Origin of the sequence: Clostridium pacaense, from assembly GCF_020709765.2 — a bacterium.
Classification (GTDB): Bacteria; Bacillota; Clostridia; order Lachnospirales; family Lachnospiraceae; genus Enterocloster; species Enterocloster hominis.
Map to the genome: position 1 here is coordinate 39,562 of NZ_JAJFEB020000015.1, position 14,481 is coordinate 54,042.

At 45.3% G+C, this 14,481-nt stretch carries 18 protein-coding genes; 14 read left to right on the forward strand and 4 right to left on the reverse strand.

Features of this window, described 5'->3' with window-relative positions; genetic code table 11:
- Positions 1 to 91 precede the first annotated feature (91 nt).
- Together LK536_RS50445 and LK536_RS50450 are read left to right on the forward strand one after the other, a co-directional pair.
- Positions 92 to 784, forward strand: a complete 693-nt coding sequence (locus LK536_RS50445) for an HNH endonuclease (protein ID WP_227796722.1) — start codon at positions 92 to 94, stop codon at positions 782 to 784.
- A 1,261-nt stretch (positions 785 to 2,045) separates the two neighbouring features.
- On the forward strand, positions 2,046 to 2,363 hold the full coding sequence (locus tag LK536_RS50450) for an AAA family ATPase (RefSeq protein ID WP_227796723.1): 318 nt from the start codon (positions 2,046 to 2,048) through the stop codon (positions 2,361 to 2,363).
- A gap of 116 nt (positions 2,364 to 2,479) precedes the next feature.
- Here LK536_RS50450 and LK536_RS50455 read toward each other — a convergent pair whose 3' ends face one another.
- Positions 2,480 to 2,665 carry a hypothetical protein gene (locus tag LK536_RS50455; RefSeq protein ID WP_227796724.1) on the reverse strand — a complete coding sequence of 62 codons (186 nt, stop codon included), beginning with the start codon at positions 2,663 to 2,665 and terminating at the stop codon, positions 2,480 to 2,482.
- A gap of 120 nt (positions 2,666 to 2,785) precedes the next feature.
- Entirely contained in the window at positions 2,786 to 3,634 is an 849-nt protein-coding gene (locus tag LK536_RS50460) for a DUF4397 domain-containing protein (RefSeq protein ID WP_227796725.1), read from the reverse strand.
- Between the two features lie 157 nt (positions 3,635 to 3,791).
- On the opposite strand from LK536_RS50460, the gene LK536_RS50465 reads away from it, so the two are divergent.
- The 7 genes from LK536_RS50465 (at position 3,792) to LK536_RS50495 (ending at position 7,878) form a co-directional block, all read left to right on the forward strand.
- On the forward strand, positions 3,792 to 4,373 hold the full coding sequence (locus tag LK536_RS50465) for an HNH endonuclease (RefSeq protein ID WP_227796726.1): 582 nt from the start codon (positions 3,792 to 3,794) through the stop codon (positions 4,371 to 4,373).
- A gap of 95 nt (positions 4,374 to 4,468) precedes the next feature.
- Positions 4,469 to 5,053, forward strand: coding sequence for a zinc ribbon domain-containing protein (locus LK536_RS50470; protein ID WP_227796727.1), 585 nt, complete (start codon positions 4,469 to 4,471; stop codon positions 5,051 to 5,053).
- A gap of 21 nt (positions 5,054 to 5,074) precedes the next feature.
- The gene (locus tag LK536_RS50475) at positions 5,075 to 5,647 is read left to right on the forward strand and encodes a hypothetical protein (protein ID WP_227796728.1); all 573 of its coding nucleotides are present in this window, start codon (positions 5,075 to 5,077) and stop codon (positions 5,645 to 5,647) included.
- A gap of 58 nt (positions 5,648 to 5,705) precedes the next feature.
- The gene (locus tag LK536_RS50480; RefSeq protein ID WP_120058188.1) at positions 5,706 to 6,329 is read left to right on the forward strand and encodes an acetyltransferase; all 624 of its coding nucleotides are present in this window, start codon (positions 5,706 to 5,708) and stop codon (positions 6,327 to 6,329) included.
- Between the two features lie 34 nt (positions 6,330 to 6,363).
- Positions 6,364 to 6,852 carry a hypothetical protein gene (locus LK536_RS50485; RefSeq protein ID WP_227796729.1) on the forward strand — a complete coding sequence of 163 codons (489 nt, stop codon included), beginning with the start codon at positions 6,364 to 6,366 and terminating at the stop codon, positions 6,850 to 6,852.
- A gap of 18 nt (positions 6,853 to 6,870) precedes the next feature.
- Positions 6,871 to 7,206 (forward strand): hypothetical protein, encoded by a 336-nt coding sequence (locus LK536_RS50490; RefSeq protein WP_227796730.1) that lies wholly within the window; start codon positions 6,871 to 6,873, stop codon positions 7,204 to 7,206.
- A 63-nt stretch (positions 7,207 to 7,269) separates the two neighbouring features.
- Complete coding sequence (locus LK536_RS50495; protein WP_227796731.1) at positions 7,270 to 7,878, forward strand: hypothetical protein; 609 nt, start codon at positions 7,270 to 7,272, stop codon at positions 7,876 to 7,878.
- A gap of 18 nt (positions 7,879 to 7,896) precedes the next feature.
- Here LK536_RS50495 and LK536_RS50500 read toward each other — a convergent pair whose 3' ends face one another.
- The gene (locus LK536_RS50500; RefSeq protein ID WP_025483759.1) at positions 7,897 to 8,694 is read right to left on the reverse strand and encodes a MerR family transcriptional regulator; all 798 of its coding nucleotides are present in this window, start codon (positions 8,692 to 8,694) and stop codon (positions 7,897 to 7,899) included.
- 105 nt (positions 8,695 to 8,799) lie between these two features.
- Here LK536_RS50500 and LK536_RS50505 point away from each other — a divergent pair, with 105 nt between their 5' ends.
- The 4 genes from LK536_RS50505 (at position 8,800) to LK536_RS50520 (ending at position 12,998) form a co-directional block, all read left to right on the forward strand.
- Positions 8,800 to 10,170, forward strand: coding sequence for an MATE family efflux transporter (locus LK536_RS50505; protein WP_227796732.1), 1,371 nt, complete (start codon positions 8,800 to 8,802; stop codon positions 10,168 to 10,170).
- 215 nt (positions 10,171 to 10,385) lie between these two features.
- Positions 10,386 to 11,207 carry a pyridoxamine kinase gene (locus tag LK536_RS50510; protein ID WP_227796733.1) on the forward strand — a complete coding sequence of 274 codons (822 nt, stop codon included), beginning with the start codon at positions 10,386 to 10,388 and terminating at the stop codon, positions 11,205 to 11,207.
- 168 nt (positions 11,208 to 11,375) lie between these two features.
- On the forward strand, positions 11,376 to 12,464 hold the full coding sequence (locus LK536_RS50515) for an anaerobic sulfatase maturase (protein WP_008721049.1): 1,089 nt from the start codon (positions 11,376 to 11,378) through the stop codon (positions 12,462 to 12,464).
- A gap of 48 nt (positions 12,465 to 12,512) precedes the next feature.
- Complete coding sequence (locus tag LK536_RS50520) at positions 12,513 to 12,998, forward strand: DUF4624 family lipoprotein (protein ID WP_227796734.1); 486 nt, start codon at positions 12,513 to 12,515, stop codon at positions 12,996 to 12,998.
- 89 nt (positions 12,999 to 13,087) lie between these two features.
- Here LK536_RS50520 and LK536_RS50525 read toward each other — a convergent pair whose 3' ends face one another.
- Positions 13,088 to 13,321 carry an HPr family phosphocarrier protein gene (locus tag LK536_RS50525; protein ID WP_025483754.1) on the reverse strand — a complete coding sequence of 78 codons (234 nt, stop codon included), beginning with the start codon at positions 13,319 to 13,321 and terminating at the stop codon, positions 13,088 to 13,090.
- Between the two features lie 299 nt (positions 13,322 to 13,620).
- Between LK536_RS50525 and LK536_RS50530 the strand changes: the two genes are divergently transcribed.
- Positions 13,621 to 14,040, forward strand: coding sequence for an Hsp20/alpha crystallin family protein (locus tag LK536_RS50530; RefSeq protein WP_008721053.1), 420 nt, complete (start codon positions 13,621 to 13,623; stop codon positions 14,038 to 14,040).
- Positions 14,041 to 14,481: the final 441 nt, after the last annotated feature.

Consider the following 14,481-nt stretch of genomic DNA (forward strand, 5'->3'; position numbering starts at 1 on the left):
AAATTCTTTTTGACAGTAAGCATCTGGAAAATTTTTGCGAAACGCTGGTGCGTTATGGAATAATTAAAGAGAACTATGAAAGGATAAGCGCATGATAAATGATATACGATACTTCACAAAACAACTTTTGATAGAGTACAATAATGCAGCTATTAGGGAAAAAAGGAATAGGTCTATAAAAGAGGAGGTTCTAGAAAATCTTCAAGAAGGATTTATCTTTCCGATTACATTTGATATGTATCATAGTAAAGATGAAATGAGAGTAATGATTTCGCTTTTTGAAGTAGGTACAGTATTTCTGGATATGACAACGGAAAGGTATTATATGTTACCTATTGCGAAATGGGATAAAAAGGCACAAACATTAATAATTGAAGATGAAGAAAAAATTAGAAACAAATTTCCGTATCGAAATAGAGAATGGACAGAAAAAGTAATAAAACAACCATATAGAAAACAGGGAAAGTTTAGAAAAGATATTTTGAAAGCATATAATAGTACCTGTGCAATTTGTGGTATAAAAGAGCCAAAAATATTAAGAGCCGCTCATATTGTACCAGTGGCAGAAGGTGGTAGTGATGAAATACAAAATGGATTATGTTTATGTACAAATCATGAAATTGCTTATGACAAAGGATTATTAAAGATAAAGCCAGATGGGACGATTGAAACTCAAAATGAAAATTTTAAAGATATTTATAAAAGAATTCTTTATCCGCAAAATAAAGAATGGTATCCTTCTCCAAAATACTTAAAGGAAAAATATACAAACAGCTTTGAATAATTATAAAGTCTGCTAATGATATATTTAGTGTTTGTTTGCTAATTAGTATTTCTATTTTTGATATAACATATGTATATGTGATCAAATTATGTAAAGTTTGTAAGTGTGAATAATTATAGAAGAACAGCTGTTATAAGAATTGTAAAGAGAGTACCGGGTAATGGACTAAGGAAAGGTAACTTTAACTTAGCAAAGTTCAATTTTTGTGGGAAGGATATTAAAGGGGTAAATTTATTCACAAAGGGGTGATTTTCATTCAAAAGGGGTAAGAGAGGCAAAATTCACGAAGAAATTTACCCTACCATAATGTAATGAAAATACTTTTGCCATGTAGTATAAAACCTCCGTCCCACCGCATGTGGAGGCAATTGTCGAATAGTGTCGAAATATAGAAACGATAAAGAAATGTATTTTGGTAAGTAATTGCATAATAGGTAATGAGACAATACTGTAATGTGGTGTTCATATTGATATATCCTTTAAGGCCAAACTACGCCTTGAAGGAATATTATTCACACACTCAATACATGTCGAGTCGGTGATTATGATGCGGAATTGTGGCTTTAAGAAAAAATAGGGAGTAATACCACAGGTTATAGTGACTTTTTTGCCTTTCCACAGATGTAGGAAGGTATCTAAGCGATATATGGAAAAAATTCAAGGTCAGCCAACGAAAAAATGGCTGGCCTTTTTACATGATATAATTAAAAATGGATGATTGGGTTCGCGTAGTGTAAAACGAATCAGAATAATACCATAAGAAATGAAAAGACATATGGAGGTATGACCGGACTTCGGTGGGGATTTAGTAACCAACAGGTCTATATATGGAACTATGCAACTTCATAAAAAACAACAAACACTCTTATAATGGCTATGTAATCGAGGATGGTCCCATATACATAGAGAGAAGAGGCAAAGACGCTGAGGGCCTGAAATCCATGGCATGGTTGTAAAAATCAGTCTGGGCTGTGGCCTGGGTTTAAGAAGAGGAACATGACGTATCTGACTGGCAGGAAGGACAAGATGAACCAGGCGCAGATGATTGGGATAAATTATAAAAAGTAAAGTATTTGAGCGTTATATGTGGCATGAATAATCATCAGGGTGTTTCCTGCGTACAATATTGAAAAAAGGGTATATAATAATATACTTTACAAACATCAAAAAATTAAAGATTTAAAAAATGTATTTTACAAACTTTACAAAAAGCAAGAATATGCTATTGTGGATTTACAAAATCTACGAGGAGGTGTAACAATTGATTGAAAGAAATGAATATCTTGAAGATTTAATCAGTTTTAAAGATAAAAAGTTGATAAAGGTAGTAACCGGAATCCGCCGCTGTGGTAAGTCAACAATGTTTGAATGGTTTCAATTCTATCTAAAAGAAAATGGAGTGGAAGAGGAGCAAATCATAACCGTTAATTTAGAGGACGGTGACTATCGCAGTATCCGCACATTAGAAAAGCTATATCAATATGTGGAGAGTAAGCTGATAAAGAGCAATAAGAATTATGTATTTTTGGATGAGGTGCAGCAAGCCGAAAATTTCCAGAAAGCAGTAGACTGGCTTTAGAGAGAGTTTCAAGTTTTTTGAGTTTACACAAAATTTGAAACGGTCTCCTGTTGATACACACACAACCGATAATACTAATATTTAAGCCATCATAAAGCAACCCAGCCCCCCTCCAACTACACATCCCCCGGATAAGCAAACTGCACCTCATCCACATAAGTCAGCCCATTCATATCATTAAGGCTGTAGCCGCAATCATTTTCATGATATCCATTCATATGGTTCAAATCAAAATGGGCGGATGGGTCATAGGTCAGTCCATTCTGGTTTTGATAATCAGGACAAATGGGATATATCATCATAAATATCCCCTCCTTTCCGGTCTTTCTGTTAGGATGCCGGAAAGGAGGGGATTTTATTCTTTAAGGCCGGATGTTCTGGGGAGAATCCCTGTCATCATGGCTGTTATCAATATTACATAATTAATCCCTTCTATCCTCGACCATTAACGTCTGAATCGTATCCGGCGATGGATTCCAGTTTAATATATAAAGTGTATAAATACGTCTTGGGCGCATGGAAACAGTGGTGGTGACCAATGTTGTTTCCGGTCTGGCAGAACGGGAAACATGGACCGTATAGTTTCCGCTCATCATGGAACTGAAGCTGGCGGCCTGCCTGAAGCTGACTGAGTTAAAGTACACATTTCCAATGGCGGCATTAATGGCGCCGCTGTAATACGCCAGATTGCATACCCGGAAACATGCGTTGGAATATGACATGGGGCATGTGGTATCTGGAATTGAAATCAGATTCAGTCCCCTGGAAGAATTGATGATTGCAATGGTAGCCATTCCATCCCCGACATACAGGGACTTGCGGAGATAGGTGTACCCATTTGACGCTATGGAAAAGGTATGATATCCCTGGGATATCCGCTCATAGCGGGTCAGCTCCGGAAAATCAAGGTTCCAGGAAACAGGGCGGTTATCAATATAGATAGTAAATGCATTATAGCCTGTTGCAGCATTGAGAAAACGGACAGCCCCGCGCTGCCAGTGATTGTTGTTACAGAAAAGGCAGGGCATGGGTGCCAGATTAACGGGCGGATAAATTGGACGGTCTGGATAATATGGCGGCATGACTGAAAAGTCCGGGTCGATATCATCATCATATGATGGGACCATAACCTCGTAATCCGGGACTGAGAAATCCGGGTCAACTAAAAAGTCCGGGTCAACAGACAGATTTTCAGTAGAAGAAACCTCCGGGATTATAGAGTCCTCAGAAAGCTGCGCAGCAGTTAGTGGTAGTGATTTGAATTGATTCATGATAATTTCCTAATGGTTGATTTATGATTAATATATTCTGTATTTTTTATATAGTGACCCTATCATGAATGATTTTTAATATAAGCGACAGTACCGCTGTTTTCTGCTATAATTGTTTTATAATCGTCAAAATAAATGGCTGGAAAGAGGGAAGTCTGTGTCCGAAAGAGAAAGAATAAAAACCACAAAAGGGCAGATAGTGGATTATTGGATTGGTCATGAGGATGAGTGCGGGTTAAGCGTGGATTTTGCTGAAGCCCACGAAAGGTGCTGGCGATGTGGGTGCAAAAGAGGGCTGGAGAGATGCCATATCATACCCCATTCCCTGGGAGGCCGGGATACCCCTTCTAATTTTGTCCTGTTATGCAGCCGCTGTCATCTTGATAATCCCAATGTGTCGGACCCGGAAATCATGTGGGACTGGCTGCGCGCGTATGCTGTGCCATTTTATGATACATTCTGGAATATACATGGGATGAAGGGATATGAAAGGATTTATGGGGTTTCTTTCCGTCAGGAGATGAAAATCCGGAATATCACGAAAAAGATTCAGGATGAGATGAATGACATACTAAAAGAGATGATTCAAAATGCATCTTATCATTTTGGGGACCCACATCTTAATATAGCTACATTGGCTGGAATATACCGTATGGCAATCAAGGAATATGATATGCGGCATGGTCTGGATACGGAAAAGAAAATACATCCATGTATTAATATAGCGGAGTTTCTTTGAGATTGAATACGGATTCGGTAACCATGGAAATGATTGGGAAGATGGTTGATAAAAACTAAGTAAGGAAAGCCAAAGATTCATTTGGGTGGTGGATAATGAAAATTTGTACATACTGCAAAAGTGAGATAGAGGACAGTTGTTTACAGTGCCCGAACTGCGGGGCAGCTGAGTTCGTACATAAATGCCCTGTATGCGGAAACAGCTACAGAGGTGAGACCTGTCCGGAGTGTACCATGCAGGCAATCAGTGAAGTGGTGGAATCCGTGGCTGCTTTGACTGGGCGTATGAAGGATATGATTGGGGAAGCGGAAACAAAGGGGAAAGTGGGAGTAAAAGGAGATGTGAAGGCAAAAGGGGAAGCGGAAACAAAAGGTGATATGGAGGATAGCAAAGCGGAAGCAATAACAGGAAAGACCGGCCATATAAAGACTGCCCCCAAACATCCAACCCGTACACACTCAACCCGTACACACTCAAACCGTACACACTCAACCCGTATGCAATCAGCCGGCACCGGTACAGAACGAAGGAAGGAATCCCTGTTTGCCAGGATAATCCGGTATATTCTTCTGGGTATATTTTTTTATTTCCTTTTTCTTGTTATAATCGCAATTCTGGTAGCCGTATATATAGCCATAACCGGTAATATGCCGGGATTTGTGATGGGATTATCAAGCTGAATCAGGTGGATGGGAGGGGTAATGAAGAAGGTAGATTACTTGTATTATATCGTCATGCTGGCTCTTTGGCCGTTGGTGGATTGTCTGCTTAGTACCGGAACCAGGATCAGCCCTCTGTTTTTCTGGCTGCTTCCCCTATATGCTGCATGGTTCATCGGTTCCCCGTTCCTGCTGTATTGGCTCAGGCAGGGGCTGCCGTTTAAAAAGTCCTTTCATGCCAGCCAGGAATGTAAAATGGAATGGAGTACATTCTGGCTTGATGAGGAGCGCGGAGAGCTGGCGGCACTTTTTATTTTGAATCCTTTTCATATCCAGTATATAGCGGTGCCGCGTATTGACAGTATGGATGTAAGGCTGGATGGACTGACAGCGGACAGGGAATATGTGCAGCAGATCTGCGTCCTTCTTGTAATTGATGGAAAAACATATAGAATGCGGGCTTGCTCCATGGGCCGTTTTGGACCGGTGGGAATGGATGGATATGGCGGAATGGTGTTACGGCAGGTTCAGGGGTTTGCGGGAGCCATATTGGAAGTGAAACAGCGGATGTGTGAGGATGGTAATTGTAATCCCGCATTACCAAAGAGGTTATGAAATCATTTTCAACCAGCGGGGCGGCTGGGGAATATGTAACAGAATGGAGGAAATGGACATGAAGCGATTACTGATTTGGGGAGCAGGGGACCAGGGAACCGTAACACTGGACTGCGCCCTGGCAATGGGGCAATATGGTGAGATTGATTTTCTGGACATGAAGGAAAAAGGCCACAGGGAGATTCCGGGATACCGGATCCATGAAGAGGCGAAGGTTGATTTGGAGCATTTCCTCCAATCATATGATGAGGTTATTGTTGCGGTTGGCAGCAATGAACTGCGTGAGAAGAAAATCACCCAACTGAAGTCATGGGGGATTACCTTGGCAACCATCGTCCATCCCACTGCCATAATCAGTCCGTCATCCTGTATCTCACAGGGGTGTACCTTACTGGCCCGCGCGGTAGTCAACCCCAATGCACGCATAGGGATTGGATGCATTGTAAATACCGGTGCGATTGTGGAACATGACTGCGTGGTGGAGGATTTTGTGAATATCTGTCCGGGAGTGTCCATAGCTGGACATACACGGATTGGAAGGAAGTCCTTTATAGGAATTGGAAGTACGGTTATTGATGATATCAAAGTGGGAAAAGAAGTTGTGATTGGAGCCGGTGCAGCCGTAATCCGGGATATCCCTGATTATGCGGTCGCGGTAGGGGTTCCGGCTAAGATTAGATAGCGGTTACTTTCTAAGGACAGGAGAACCCGGTTCCATGCCGTTGGACTGTCTGGATATCAGCAGGCTGCAGGATACGGGAACGGGTATGTCTGCATTGGACATCAGAGGAGGAAGCACCATGACGGTACCGGCAGGAAGCAATGGCAGTATGCGGCATTTCAGAAGGATTGTGGTAGATGGCATTGAATACAGGTGGCTGTTCCGGTATGAGGATTTTAAATATACTAAAAATCCCTATCTGCTGGTTGGAATGCCATCCCGGCCAAAAGCATGGGTACGGATGGTATTTGAACTGGGGGACCATTTCATGCTTAACAGCGGATATCCGGCATTGTTTTCAGGAGAGGAAGTTCTGGTTAATATGAATCAGCCGTCTATGATAGCAAAGGCCATCCGTCAGTGCAGGAAGATGGGGATAAGCTTTGAAGGGACGGGGGAAATTGTTCTGGATGGTGTGGATGTGCTGGAGGAAATGGGATATTCAATGAAGAAGGATATTGAACCAACCGCAGCAGGACGATAAAGTGAGGGGGAACCATGTATGTTTCGTATGTTTCAGAAAAAGAAAAGCCAGGAACCGCTGTTCATATACCGTATTGAAGATACATTTGCCATGAAAAGCGGGGATTGTGTGGTGACCGGACAGGTGGTTCAGGGAAGCGCAGGTGTAAACGATACGGTCTGGTATATGGATGCCCGCGGCACCAGACAGTTTTGTGTTGTAATCAGCGGGATTGAGTATGGCAGGGAAGAGATGAAAAAGACAGCTATAGTCAACCCGTCCGGCACATATGGTTCCCATTATGGCATTCTCATAAAAGGATACCCCAAGGAAATGTTTGAAATCGGAGGAACGCTTCAGGCTGGGAACTGTTAGCCTGGGACCTCTAAACCCGGGACCTGCAAACCTGGGACTGATAGTTAACGGGGGAGGGTGAATATGACATATCTGGATGAATTCCTGAAACATGTGCTGGAAAATGTAGATGACTACACAGGTGAAACCCTGGCGGAGGAGGCTGCGTCCATTCTGTATAAAAAATACGTGTTTGCCTATCTTGACAGACAGTTGGATGTCATAAAGACGGAGAAGGAAAGAATAGGTCTGCTGGGGACCGATGCGGTTAAGGTATCCCCGCCCACAGCGGATCCAGCCATTACAGCGCTGACAAAGGCTAAAATCAAACATCTGGAAGACGGATCAGAATTAATTGATTTTGCCAATCATGCCGCTGAACGGTTATCAAAGGAAGACTACCAGGGATTCCTGTCATTATTTGATGATGTAAGGGGAACTGGGCCGGATGGAATCAGGCTTGCCTTACAGGGCCTTGATGCGGACCGACCTGCAGTAAAGATTGACAATCCATTTACGGCAGGAAATATCACGCCGCTGGCGGAACTGTATCCATATAGGGATGGAAGCGGTGTGGGCCTGGATTATTTCCTTAAAACAGATGGTGTGATGAATGATTTTGTACTGTCTGTTTCATTTGAGAAAACAGGGGATGGGATCAAAACAGTGTTTGTGGATCTGCGGGTCCAGTAATGGATGGACCCGCCCTGTCTAGTGGACCTCCACCTTCAGCTGCAGCTCCGTCACCTGTTCCTCCACATGCTTGGTGGTATGGATATCAATCCATAAAAGCTCCAGCAGAGGACCGCGGATTGCCATGCCATTGTCCCTGGCGTATTGGAGGAGCTGGGGCACATAGGTGCGGGTCTGTCTGAAACTGCCGCAGTAGCATACGGACAGATAGGAGCCGGCCTCGATGCGGTGTTCCCCATCCGGGTGAAGGATGAAGACAGCGTCATACTGCTGGCAGCGCCCGTCCAGGGCGTCTGACAGGTTGACGAAGGAACCCATCTGGTTGTTGCCGATGATATACTGCCGGTCCGGCCCAAAGGAAACCAATTGTTTAATCAGGATGTCCATTTCCTCGTCCGTCTCATAGCTCTGCATGATCCGGTGGCAGGGACGGGGCGGCATTTCTTTTAAACTGATTTGGCCAAGGACAAGTTCTCCGGCCTGGGTAATGGTTTCACGTCTGGTTATGATGTTCTCCCGCAGGGAGTTCAGCCTTGCAATCTGCTGGTCTATCACATGCATTTCCTTCCGGAACAGTTCCAGGGTGGAACCGATGCTTCTGTTTTCAATATAGGAGCGTATCTGATCCATGGAAAACCCAAGCTGGCGCAGGTCGCGGATGACATTGAGGCACCACAGATCCTCTGTGCGGTAGACACGGTAGCCATTGGGCGCCCGGCGGGGAACCAGGATGCCAAGCTCCTCGTAATAGCGCAGGATGTCCGTGCTGATGCCGTATAATGCTGCAATCTCCCCGATTTTATAAAATGTTGACATGATAGCTCTCCTAAATATGGCAAAAATTGCTGTTTACCTTGGTATTATACCAAGGTTTATACTTTATTTGCAAGATTAGTTGTGTGAATATGAAGGAGAAGGATCATGAATTTCGAAGGAGTGTCGCTGAAGAAAGCATTTTGGAGGTTTGTCTGGCCGTCTGTTCTGGCGCAGTGGATATTTGCACTGTATACCATGGTGGACGGGATGTTTGTGGCCAGGGGCGTGTCGGAGGTGGCTTTGTCAGCTGTTAATATTGCATCCCCCTTTGTGAATTTCCTGTTTTCCGTGTCCATCCTTTTTGCAGTGGGAACATCCACCATTGTGGCTATTTTCCTGGGACAGGGGAAGCACAGGGAGGCCAATCAGGCTAATACGCAGAACCTGGCAGTGTCGGGTGTCATTGCATCTGTTATTATGGCTGCGGTGTGGCTGTGTCTGGATCCGCTGGTAATGTTTTTAGGGGCAACGGAGTCCACGGTGGGATATGTGCGGCATTATATCCTTTCCATCCTGCCCTTTACCTGGTTTTTTATCAGTTCCTATACGTTTGAGACCCTGGTAAAGACCGATGGGTATCCGCGCTTTGCAGCCATTGCGGTGACAACGGGCGCGCTGACAAACTGTGTCCTGGATTATCTGTTTGTCATGGTATTTTGCTGGGGGATAGGGGGAGCCGGTGTTGCAACCGGGATTTCGCAGATGCTGACCGTATTCCTGTACCTGAAGCATTTCCTTGGGGAAAAGGCAACCATCAGGTTTGCAAGACCTGACTGGAGCTTCGGGCAGTTCTGCAGGGTGGTGAAAATCGGGCTTTCCTCAGGACTTACGGAATTATCGGCTGGTTTCACGGTGTTCCTGTTTAACCACGCCATCTTACGTTATATCGGGGAGCAGGGGATTGTCAGCTATACAATCATTGCTTATGTGAATACCATAGTGGTCATGTCCATGGTGGGGATTGCCCAGGGAATCCAGCCGTTAATCAGCTTTTATTATGGGAAAGGACAGCGGGCGGCGTGCAGCAGGCTGCTCAGGTATGCGGTTACAACAGCGGTGGGTATGGCGGGAGCGGCATTCCTTGGCTCCATGGCAGGGGCGGATGGGATGGTTTCCCTGTTTATTTCTGAAAACCTGGAAAGCCTGAGGGTGTATTCTGCCGCCGTGTTCCGGATATTCAGCATATCATTCCTGGTACTGGGTTTCAATATTGTGGGCGCGGGATATTTTACAGCCATTGAGCGGCCAAAGGAGTCGCTTGTCATTTCCCTGGGAAGGGGGATGGTAATCATGGCTGCGGCCCTGGCCGGATGTATCGCCCTGGCCGGCGGCAAGGGAATCTGGTGGGCGCCAACGGTTTCGGAGACCGTGTGCCTGGGTATCACGCTTATATTGGTGTGCCGCCATATCAGGTGTGAAACGGCAACGGCAGATGTGCCCCATGGCGCTGTGACACCGGTCATGGACGAATCATGATCTCCATCGTATAAATCCAGGACGCTTCCTCTTGTGCAGGGGAGGCGTTTTGTGGTATGTGCCCTGCGCCTTGTGACCTGTACCATGTGCCCTGAAATTCATTGCAGACAGCATATAAAACATTTATAATAGATACCGCAGGGCATCCGAATGGCCCTGGAAGCACCATGGGTTCCATGGATATAAAACAGAATAAGAGATTGGAAGGTGGAAAAATGGACAAGCAGGTCTTACTGATTAATGATTTGGCGGGCTATGGAAAGGTGGCGCTTTCTGCCATGATCCCGGTCCTGTCCCATATGGGATATAACCTATATAACCTGCCCACGGCGCTGGTATCCAACACATTGGATTATGGTAAATTTGATATTTTAGAGACAACCGGTTACATCAGGAATACCATTGGCGTATGGAAGGAACTGGGGTTCTGTTTTGACGCGGTTTCGACTGGTTTTATTGTGTCTGAGCTTCAGGCAGGGGTAATCGCGGAGTATTGCAGGGAGCAGGCGGGGAACGGGACACTGATTTTCGTGGACCCCATCATGGGGGATGAGGGAAAACTCTATAATGGGGTTACGCAGCAGACCGTAGGACACATGCGCAGGCTCACCGAAGTTGCGGACTATATCGTGCCCAACTACACGGAAGCCGTGTACCTGGCCGGGATGCCGTACAAAAAGGACGGCATCACAAAGGAAGAGGCCGGGAATCTGATTGACAGGCTGAGGCAGATTGGCGCTAAATCCGTGATTGTCACCAGCGCATGTGTGGAGGGAAATGACACCGTGATAGGGTATGACCATAAAACAGGACAGCGCTTTTTCCTTCCTTTTACACTGATTCCGGTCCGTTTCCCGGGAACTGGGGATATTTTCTCATCCGTCCTTATGGGGAAGGTGCTGGCAGGGGAAGGGCTGCGGGAAAGCACCCAAAAGGCCATGGATATCGTAAAGGAGATAATCCTGCGCAACAGGGATAATGCGGATAAGTTCAAGGGGATTCCGGTGGAGGTCTGTCTGGAGCTGATTGACATTTAGTGTGGGTCATACTAGTATGTGCTGTGCCAATCCAAGTGAAGCCTGACATGACAGCTGCCGCAGCCATATCCATATGGTTAAGGATCCGGCTATCCGGGACAGGATTTTTAGTGTATAATAAATACAGTCAGCAGTGCGCAGAATATACCAAAAGAGGAGAAGAATGAGATGCCGCCGTTAAATCTTTTAATAAAGCCGTCTTCCGGCATGTGCAGCCTGAACTGCACCTATTGCTTTTACCACGATCTGATGAGTAAGAGGGAGGTTCCGTCTTACGGCTTCATGTCGGATGAGATAAGCGGGATATTGATCCAAAAAGCGCTTACATATGCTTCCGGCCAGTGTTCCTTTGGGTTCCAGGGAGGGGAGCCTACCATGATAGGCCTGGATTTTTACCGGAAATTCGTGGAACTGGTGAAGAAGCACAATCACAAGAACCTGGAAATCAGCTACTTCATACAGACCAATGGATACCTTCTGTCAGAGGAATGGGTGCGGTTCCTGGCAGAGAACCATTTCCTTATAGGCATTTCCCTGGACGGAACCATACATACGCATAACCGCTACCGCAAGAATTATGACGGGAAGGATTCATTTGCCCAGGTCATGGATACCATTGAGCTTTGCAACCGGTATAAGGCTGAATATAATATCCTGACCGTGGTCAATAAGGCCACGGCCATGAGTGTGCGCAAAGTATACCAGTTCTACCGCAGGAAGGACTTCCGTTATCTGCAGTTCATTCCCTGCCTGGATCCCATTGGCAAGGAAAAGGGAAAGGAGGAATATTCCCTTCTCCCGGAGGAATACGGGCGTTTCCTCTGTGAACTGTTCGATCTGTGGCATGACGACTACTGCCATGGACGCCTGATATCCATCCGCAATTTTGACAACTATCTGGGCATACTGAGGGGATATCCGCCCGAGGCGTGCGACATGCGGGGACAATGCAGCATCCAGCATGTGGTGGAGGCTGACGGAAGCGTTTACCCCTGCGATTTCTATGTGCTGGACCAATGGAAGCTGGGCAATATCCGGGAAGAGGAGTTCGGTGATTTTGCCGCAAAAGAACGGGCGGAGGAGTTCATTGCCCTGTCCCGGAACCAGGACGCGGAATGCAGGAACTGCCGGTACTTCAACCTTTGCAGGGGCGGCTGCCGCAGGGTGCGGGAGGAAACCGGACAAGGCCGCAATTACTTCTGCCAGTCCTACAAAATGTTCTTTGATCATGCCCTGGAGCGGATGATGAAGATGTGAGATATGGAAGGAATCAACTGAACCGCAGCCGACAAGTGAGGAGAGGAAATGTCCAAGACAAAATATATAGCCGTATTGTTAGCCGGAATTATCAGTGCTGCCGGCCTGACCGCGTGCCTGAAAGCCAATGGCAGTCAGATGAATGCAGCGGATACCGCTGATAATGAAACGCTTTCCCTTGAAATGGAAATGGACGCAAATTACAGTGATTCAGACCCGTTTGAGAATGGACGCCTGTTCTGTGTGTCCGAGGATATGGAAGCTTTAAACGCAGAGGTTTCATTTCAAATGGATGGGGAACATGGGATTGTGGAAATAAAGGACAGGGATGCAGACCAGGTGTTATGGAGCAACGCCTGGGATGGAAGTGTCAGCAGTGATACGCATGCAATCCTGCTTACGGACCTGAAAAAGGATAAAGAGTACGATGTACGGTTTACCGGGACAAAAATCAATCATGCGGTTGTAAATGTTACCTTTGAAAGCGGCTTGGTCCGGGAGAAAGAAAGACCCTCAAAACAGGCCTCCAATTGAATTGTTTGAACAAAAGCCGTGGCATATCAGGATGCCGCGGCTTTTGTCCATATGCTTTTCTGTATGAAACCTAAGATAAAACAACATTCCTACACAATGAACTTCGCGATTTTCTTCCTCAAATCCCCGCATCCATCCTCGTCAATATGAAGGACCAGTTCCACGGTACGTGAAATTGCAAGATAAAGAACACCCAGTATGGACTTGGCGTCCACAATCTGGCGGCCATATTTGATATCAGCGTCATAATCAAAGCGGCTGATGGTATTGACAAAATCAACTACCTGATTTGGCTGTTCGAACCTGACTAACATGCTTGTCATAAGTATACACTCCTTTGTAGAACATTCAATTCATGTTGTTATTAGTATAGGAGGTATGGCCGGGTTTTTCCATGGTAAGATTTTATGATTTCATGCAAAATTTAACGAAGAATACGGAAAATCCGGTCTAATCCGGTCTTTTTATGGGAGAGGGGGGATGTTGGCGCAACGGTAACCATTGGATTATTAAAAAAATATAAAGTTTTCAATGGCTCTTGACAGTATATGAAATGCGTGTTATATTACATATAGAACAAATAAAACAATAACTTTATTTCATAGAAAAGGAGAGATGACTTATGTTGATGCCTAGTATTTTTGGAGAAAACTTATTGGATGACTTTTTTGATTACCCATTTGGCAGAAGCAGCACCTTTGATATGATGAATACAGATATCAAGGATACGGATGCAGGCTATGAGATTACCATGAACATGCCTGGTGTAAAAAAGGAAGATGTGAAGGCGGAGTTAAAGGACGGTTATCTTACCATCCGGGCCACAGCCAATACCAGCAAGGACGAGAAGGGGTCTGACGGCAGATACATCCGCAGGGAGCGCTATTCCGGTTCCTGCAGCAGAAGCTTCTATGTGGGCGATGCGGTGACCGAGGAGGACATCAAGGCTAAGTTTGAGGACGGCACCCTGAAGATGCTGGTCCCGAAAGCAGAGAACAGACCGGCGGTGGAGGATAAGAAGTATATCCCCATTGAAGGATAAGGGCTGCGGAATCCCGGCGGGGTAAGTTTCAGGGACAGAAGGCAAGAGCAGGAAATTAAGGGCAGGAAGATAAAAGCAGGAAGATAAGAAAAGATGGTGTACGGGCCGCAGCCGGTTGGTACACCATCTTTTTTCCTGTACGAATGAATACAACACCTTGATCTTACAGTTATTTTACAGAATATGACCCGGTAATTTTACATGGATTTTGTATAATGGATTCAGACACTTTTGAATTGTATCAAATGAATGCAAAGGAGGAATCCCATATGAAGCTGATAAAAGAATACTGGCCCCTGGCAGTGTTGGGAATGATTGGTGTATCATTGTTTGCAGGTGCAGCAGCCTTTGTGTTGCAGAATCCGTCTGTTTTATAAAATATATTGGGAAAATAAGCCAGAAACTCCCCTTTTCATTGCCTTTTATTGGAAGGATCGTTAT

Coding starts and splice junctions, on each gene's coding strand:
- LK536_RS50445 (WP_227796722.1), top strand. CDS start 92: ATGATAAATGATATACGATACTTCACAAAACAACTTTTGATAGAGTAC.
- LK536_RS50455 (WP_227796724.1), bottom strand. CDS start 2,665: ATGATGATATATCCCATTTGTCCTGATTATCAAAACCAGAATGGACTG.
- LK536_RS50460 (WP_227796725.1), bottom strand. CDS start 3,634: ATGAATCAATTCAAATCACTACCACTAACTGCTGCGCAGCTTTCTGAG.
- LK536_RS50470 (WP_227796727.1), top strand. CDS start 4,469: ATGAAAATTTGTACATACTGCAAAAGTGAGATAGAGGACAGTTGTTTA.
- LK536_RS50475 (WP_227796728.1), top strand. CDS start 5,075: ATGAAGAAGGTAGATTACTTGTATTATATCGTCATGCTGGCTCTTTGG.
- LK536_RS50480 (WP_120058188.1), top strand. CDS start 5,706: ATGAAGCGATTACTGATTTGGGGAGCAGGGGACCAGGGAACCGTAACA.
- LK536_RS50485 (WP_227796729.1), top strand. CDS start 6,364: ATGCCGTTGGACTGTCTGGATATCAGCAGGCTGCAGGATACGGGAACG.
- LK536_RS50490 (WP_227796730.1), top strand. CDS start 6,871: ATGTTTCGTATGTTTCAGAAAAAGAAAAGCCAGGAACCGCTGTTCATA.
- LK536_RS50495 (WP_227796731.1), top strand. CDS start 7,270: ATGACATATCTGGATGAATTCCTGAAACATGTGCTGGAAAATGTAGAT.
- LK536_RS50500 (WP_025483759.1), bottom strand. CDS start 8,694: ATGTCAACATTTTATAAAATCGGGGAGATTGCAGCATTATACGGCATC.
- LK536_RS50505 (WP_227796732.1), top strand. CDS start 8,800: ATGAATTTCGAAGGAGTGTCGCTGAAGAAAGCATTTTGGAGGTTTGTC.
- LK536_RS50510 (WP_227796733.1), top strand. CDS start 10,386: ATGGACAAGCAGGTCTTACTGATTAATGATTTGGCGGGCTATGGAAAG.
- LK536_RS50515 (WP_008721049.1), top strand. CDS start 11,376: ATGCCGCCGTTAAATCTTTTAATAAAGCCGTCTTCCGGCATGTGCAGC.
- LK536_RS50520 (WP_227796734.1), top strand. CDS start 12,513: ATGTCCAAGACAAAATATATAGCCGTATTGTTAGCCGGAATTATCAGT.
- LK536_RS50525 (WP_025483754.1), bottom strand. CDS start 13,321: ATGACAAGCATGTTAGTCAGGTTCGAACAGCCAAATCAGGTAGTTGAT.
- LK536_RS50530 (WP_008721053.1), top strand. CDS start 13,621: ATGTTGATGCCTAGTATTTTTGGAGAAAACTTATTGGATGACTTTTTT.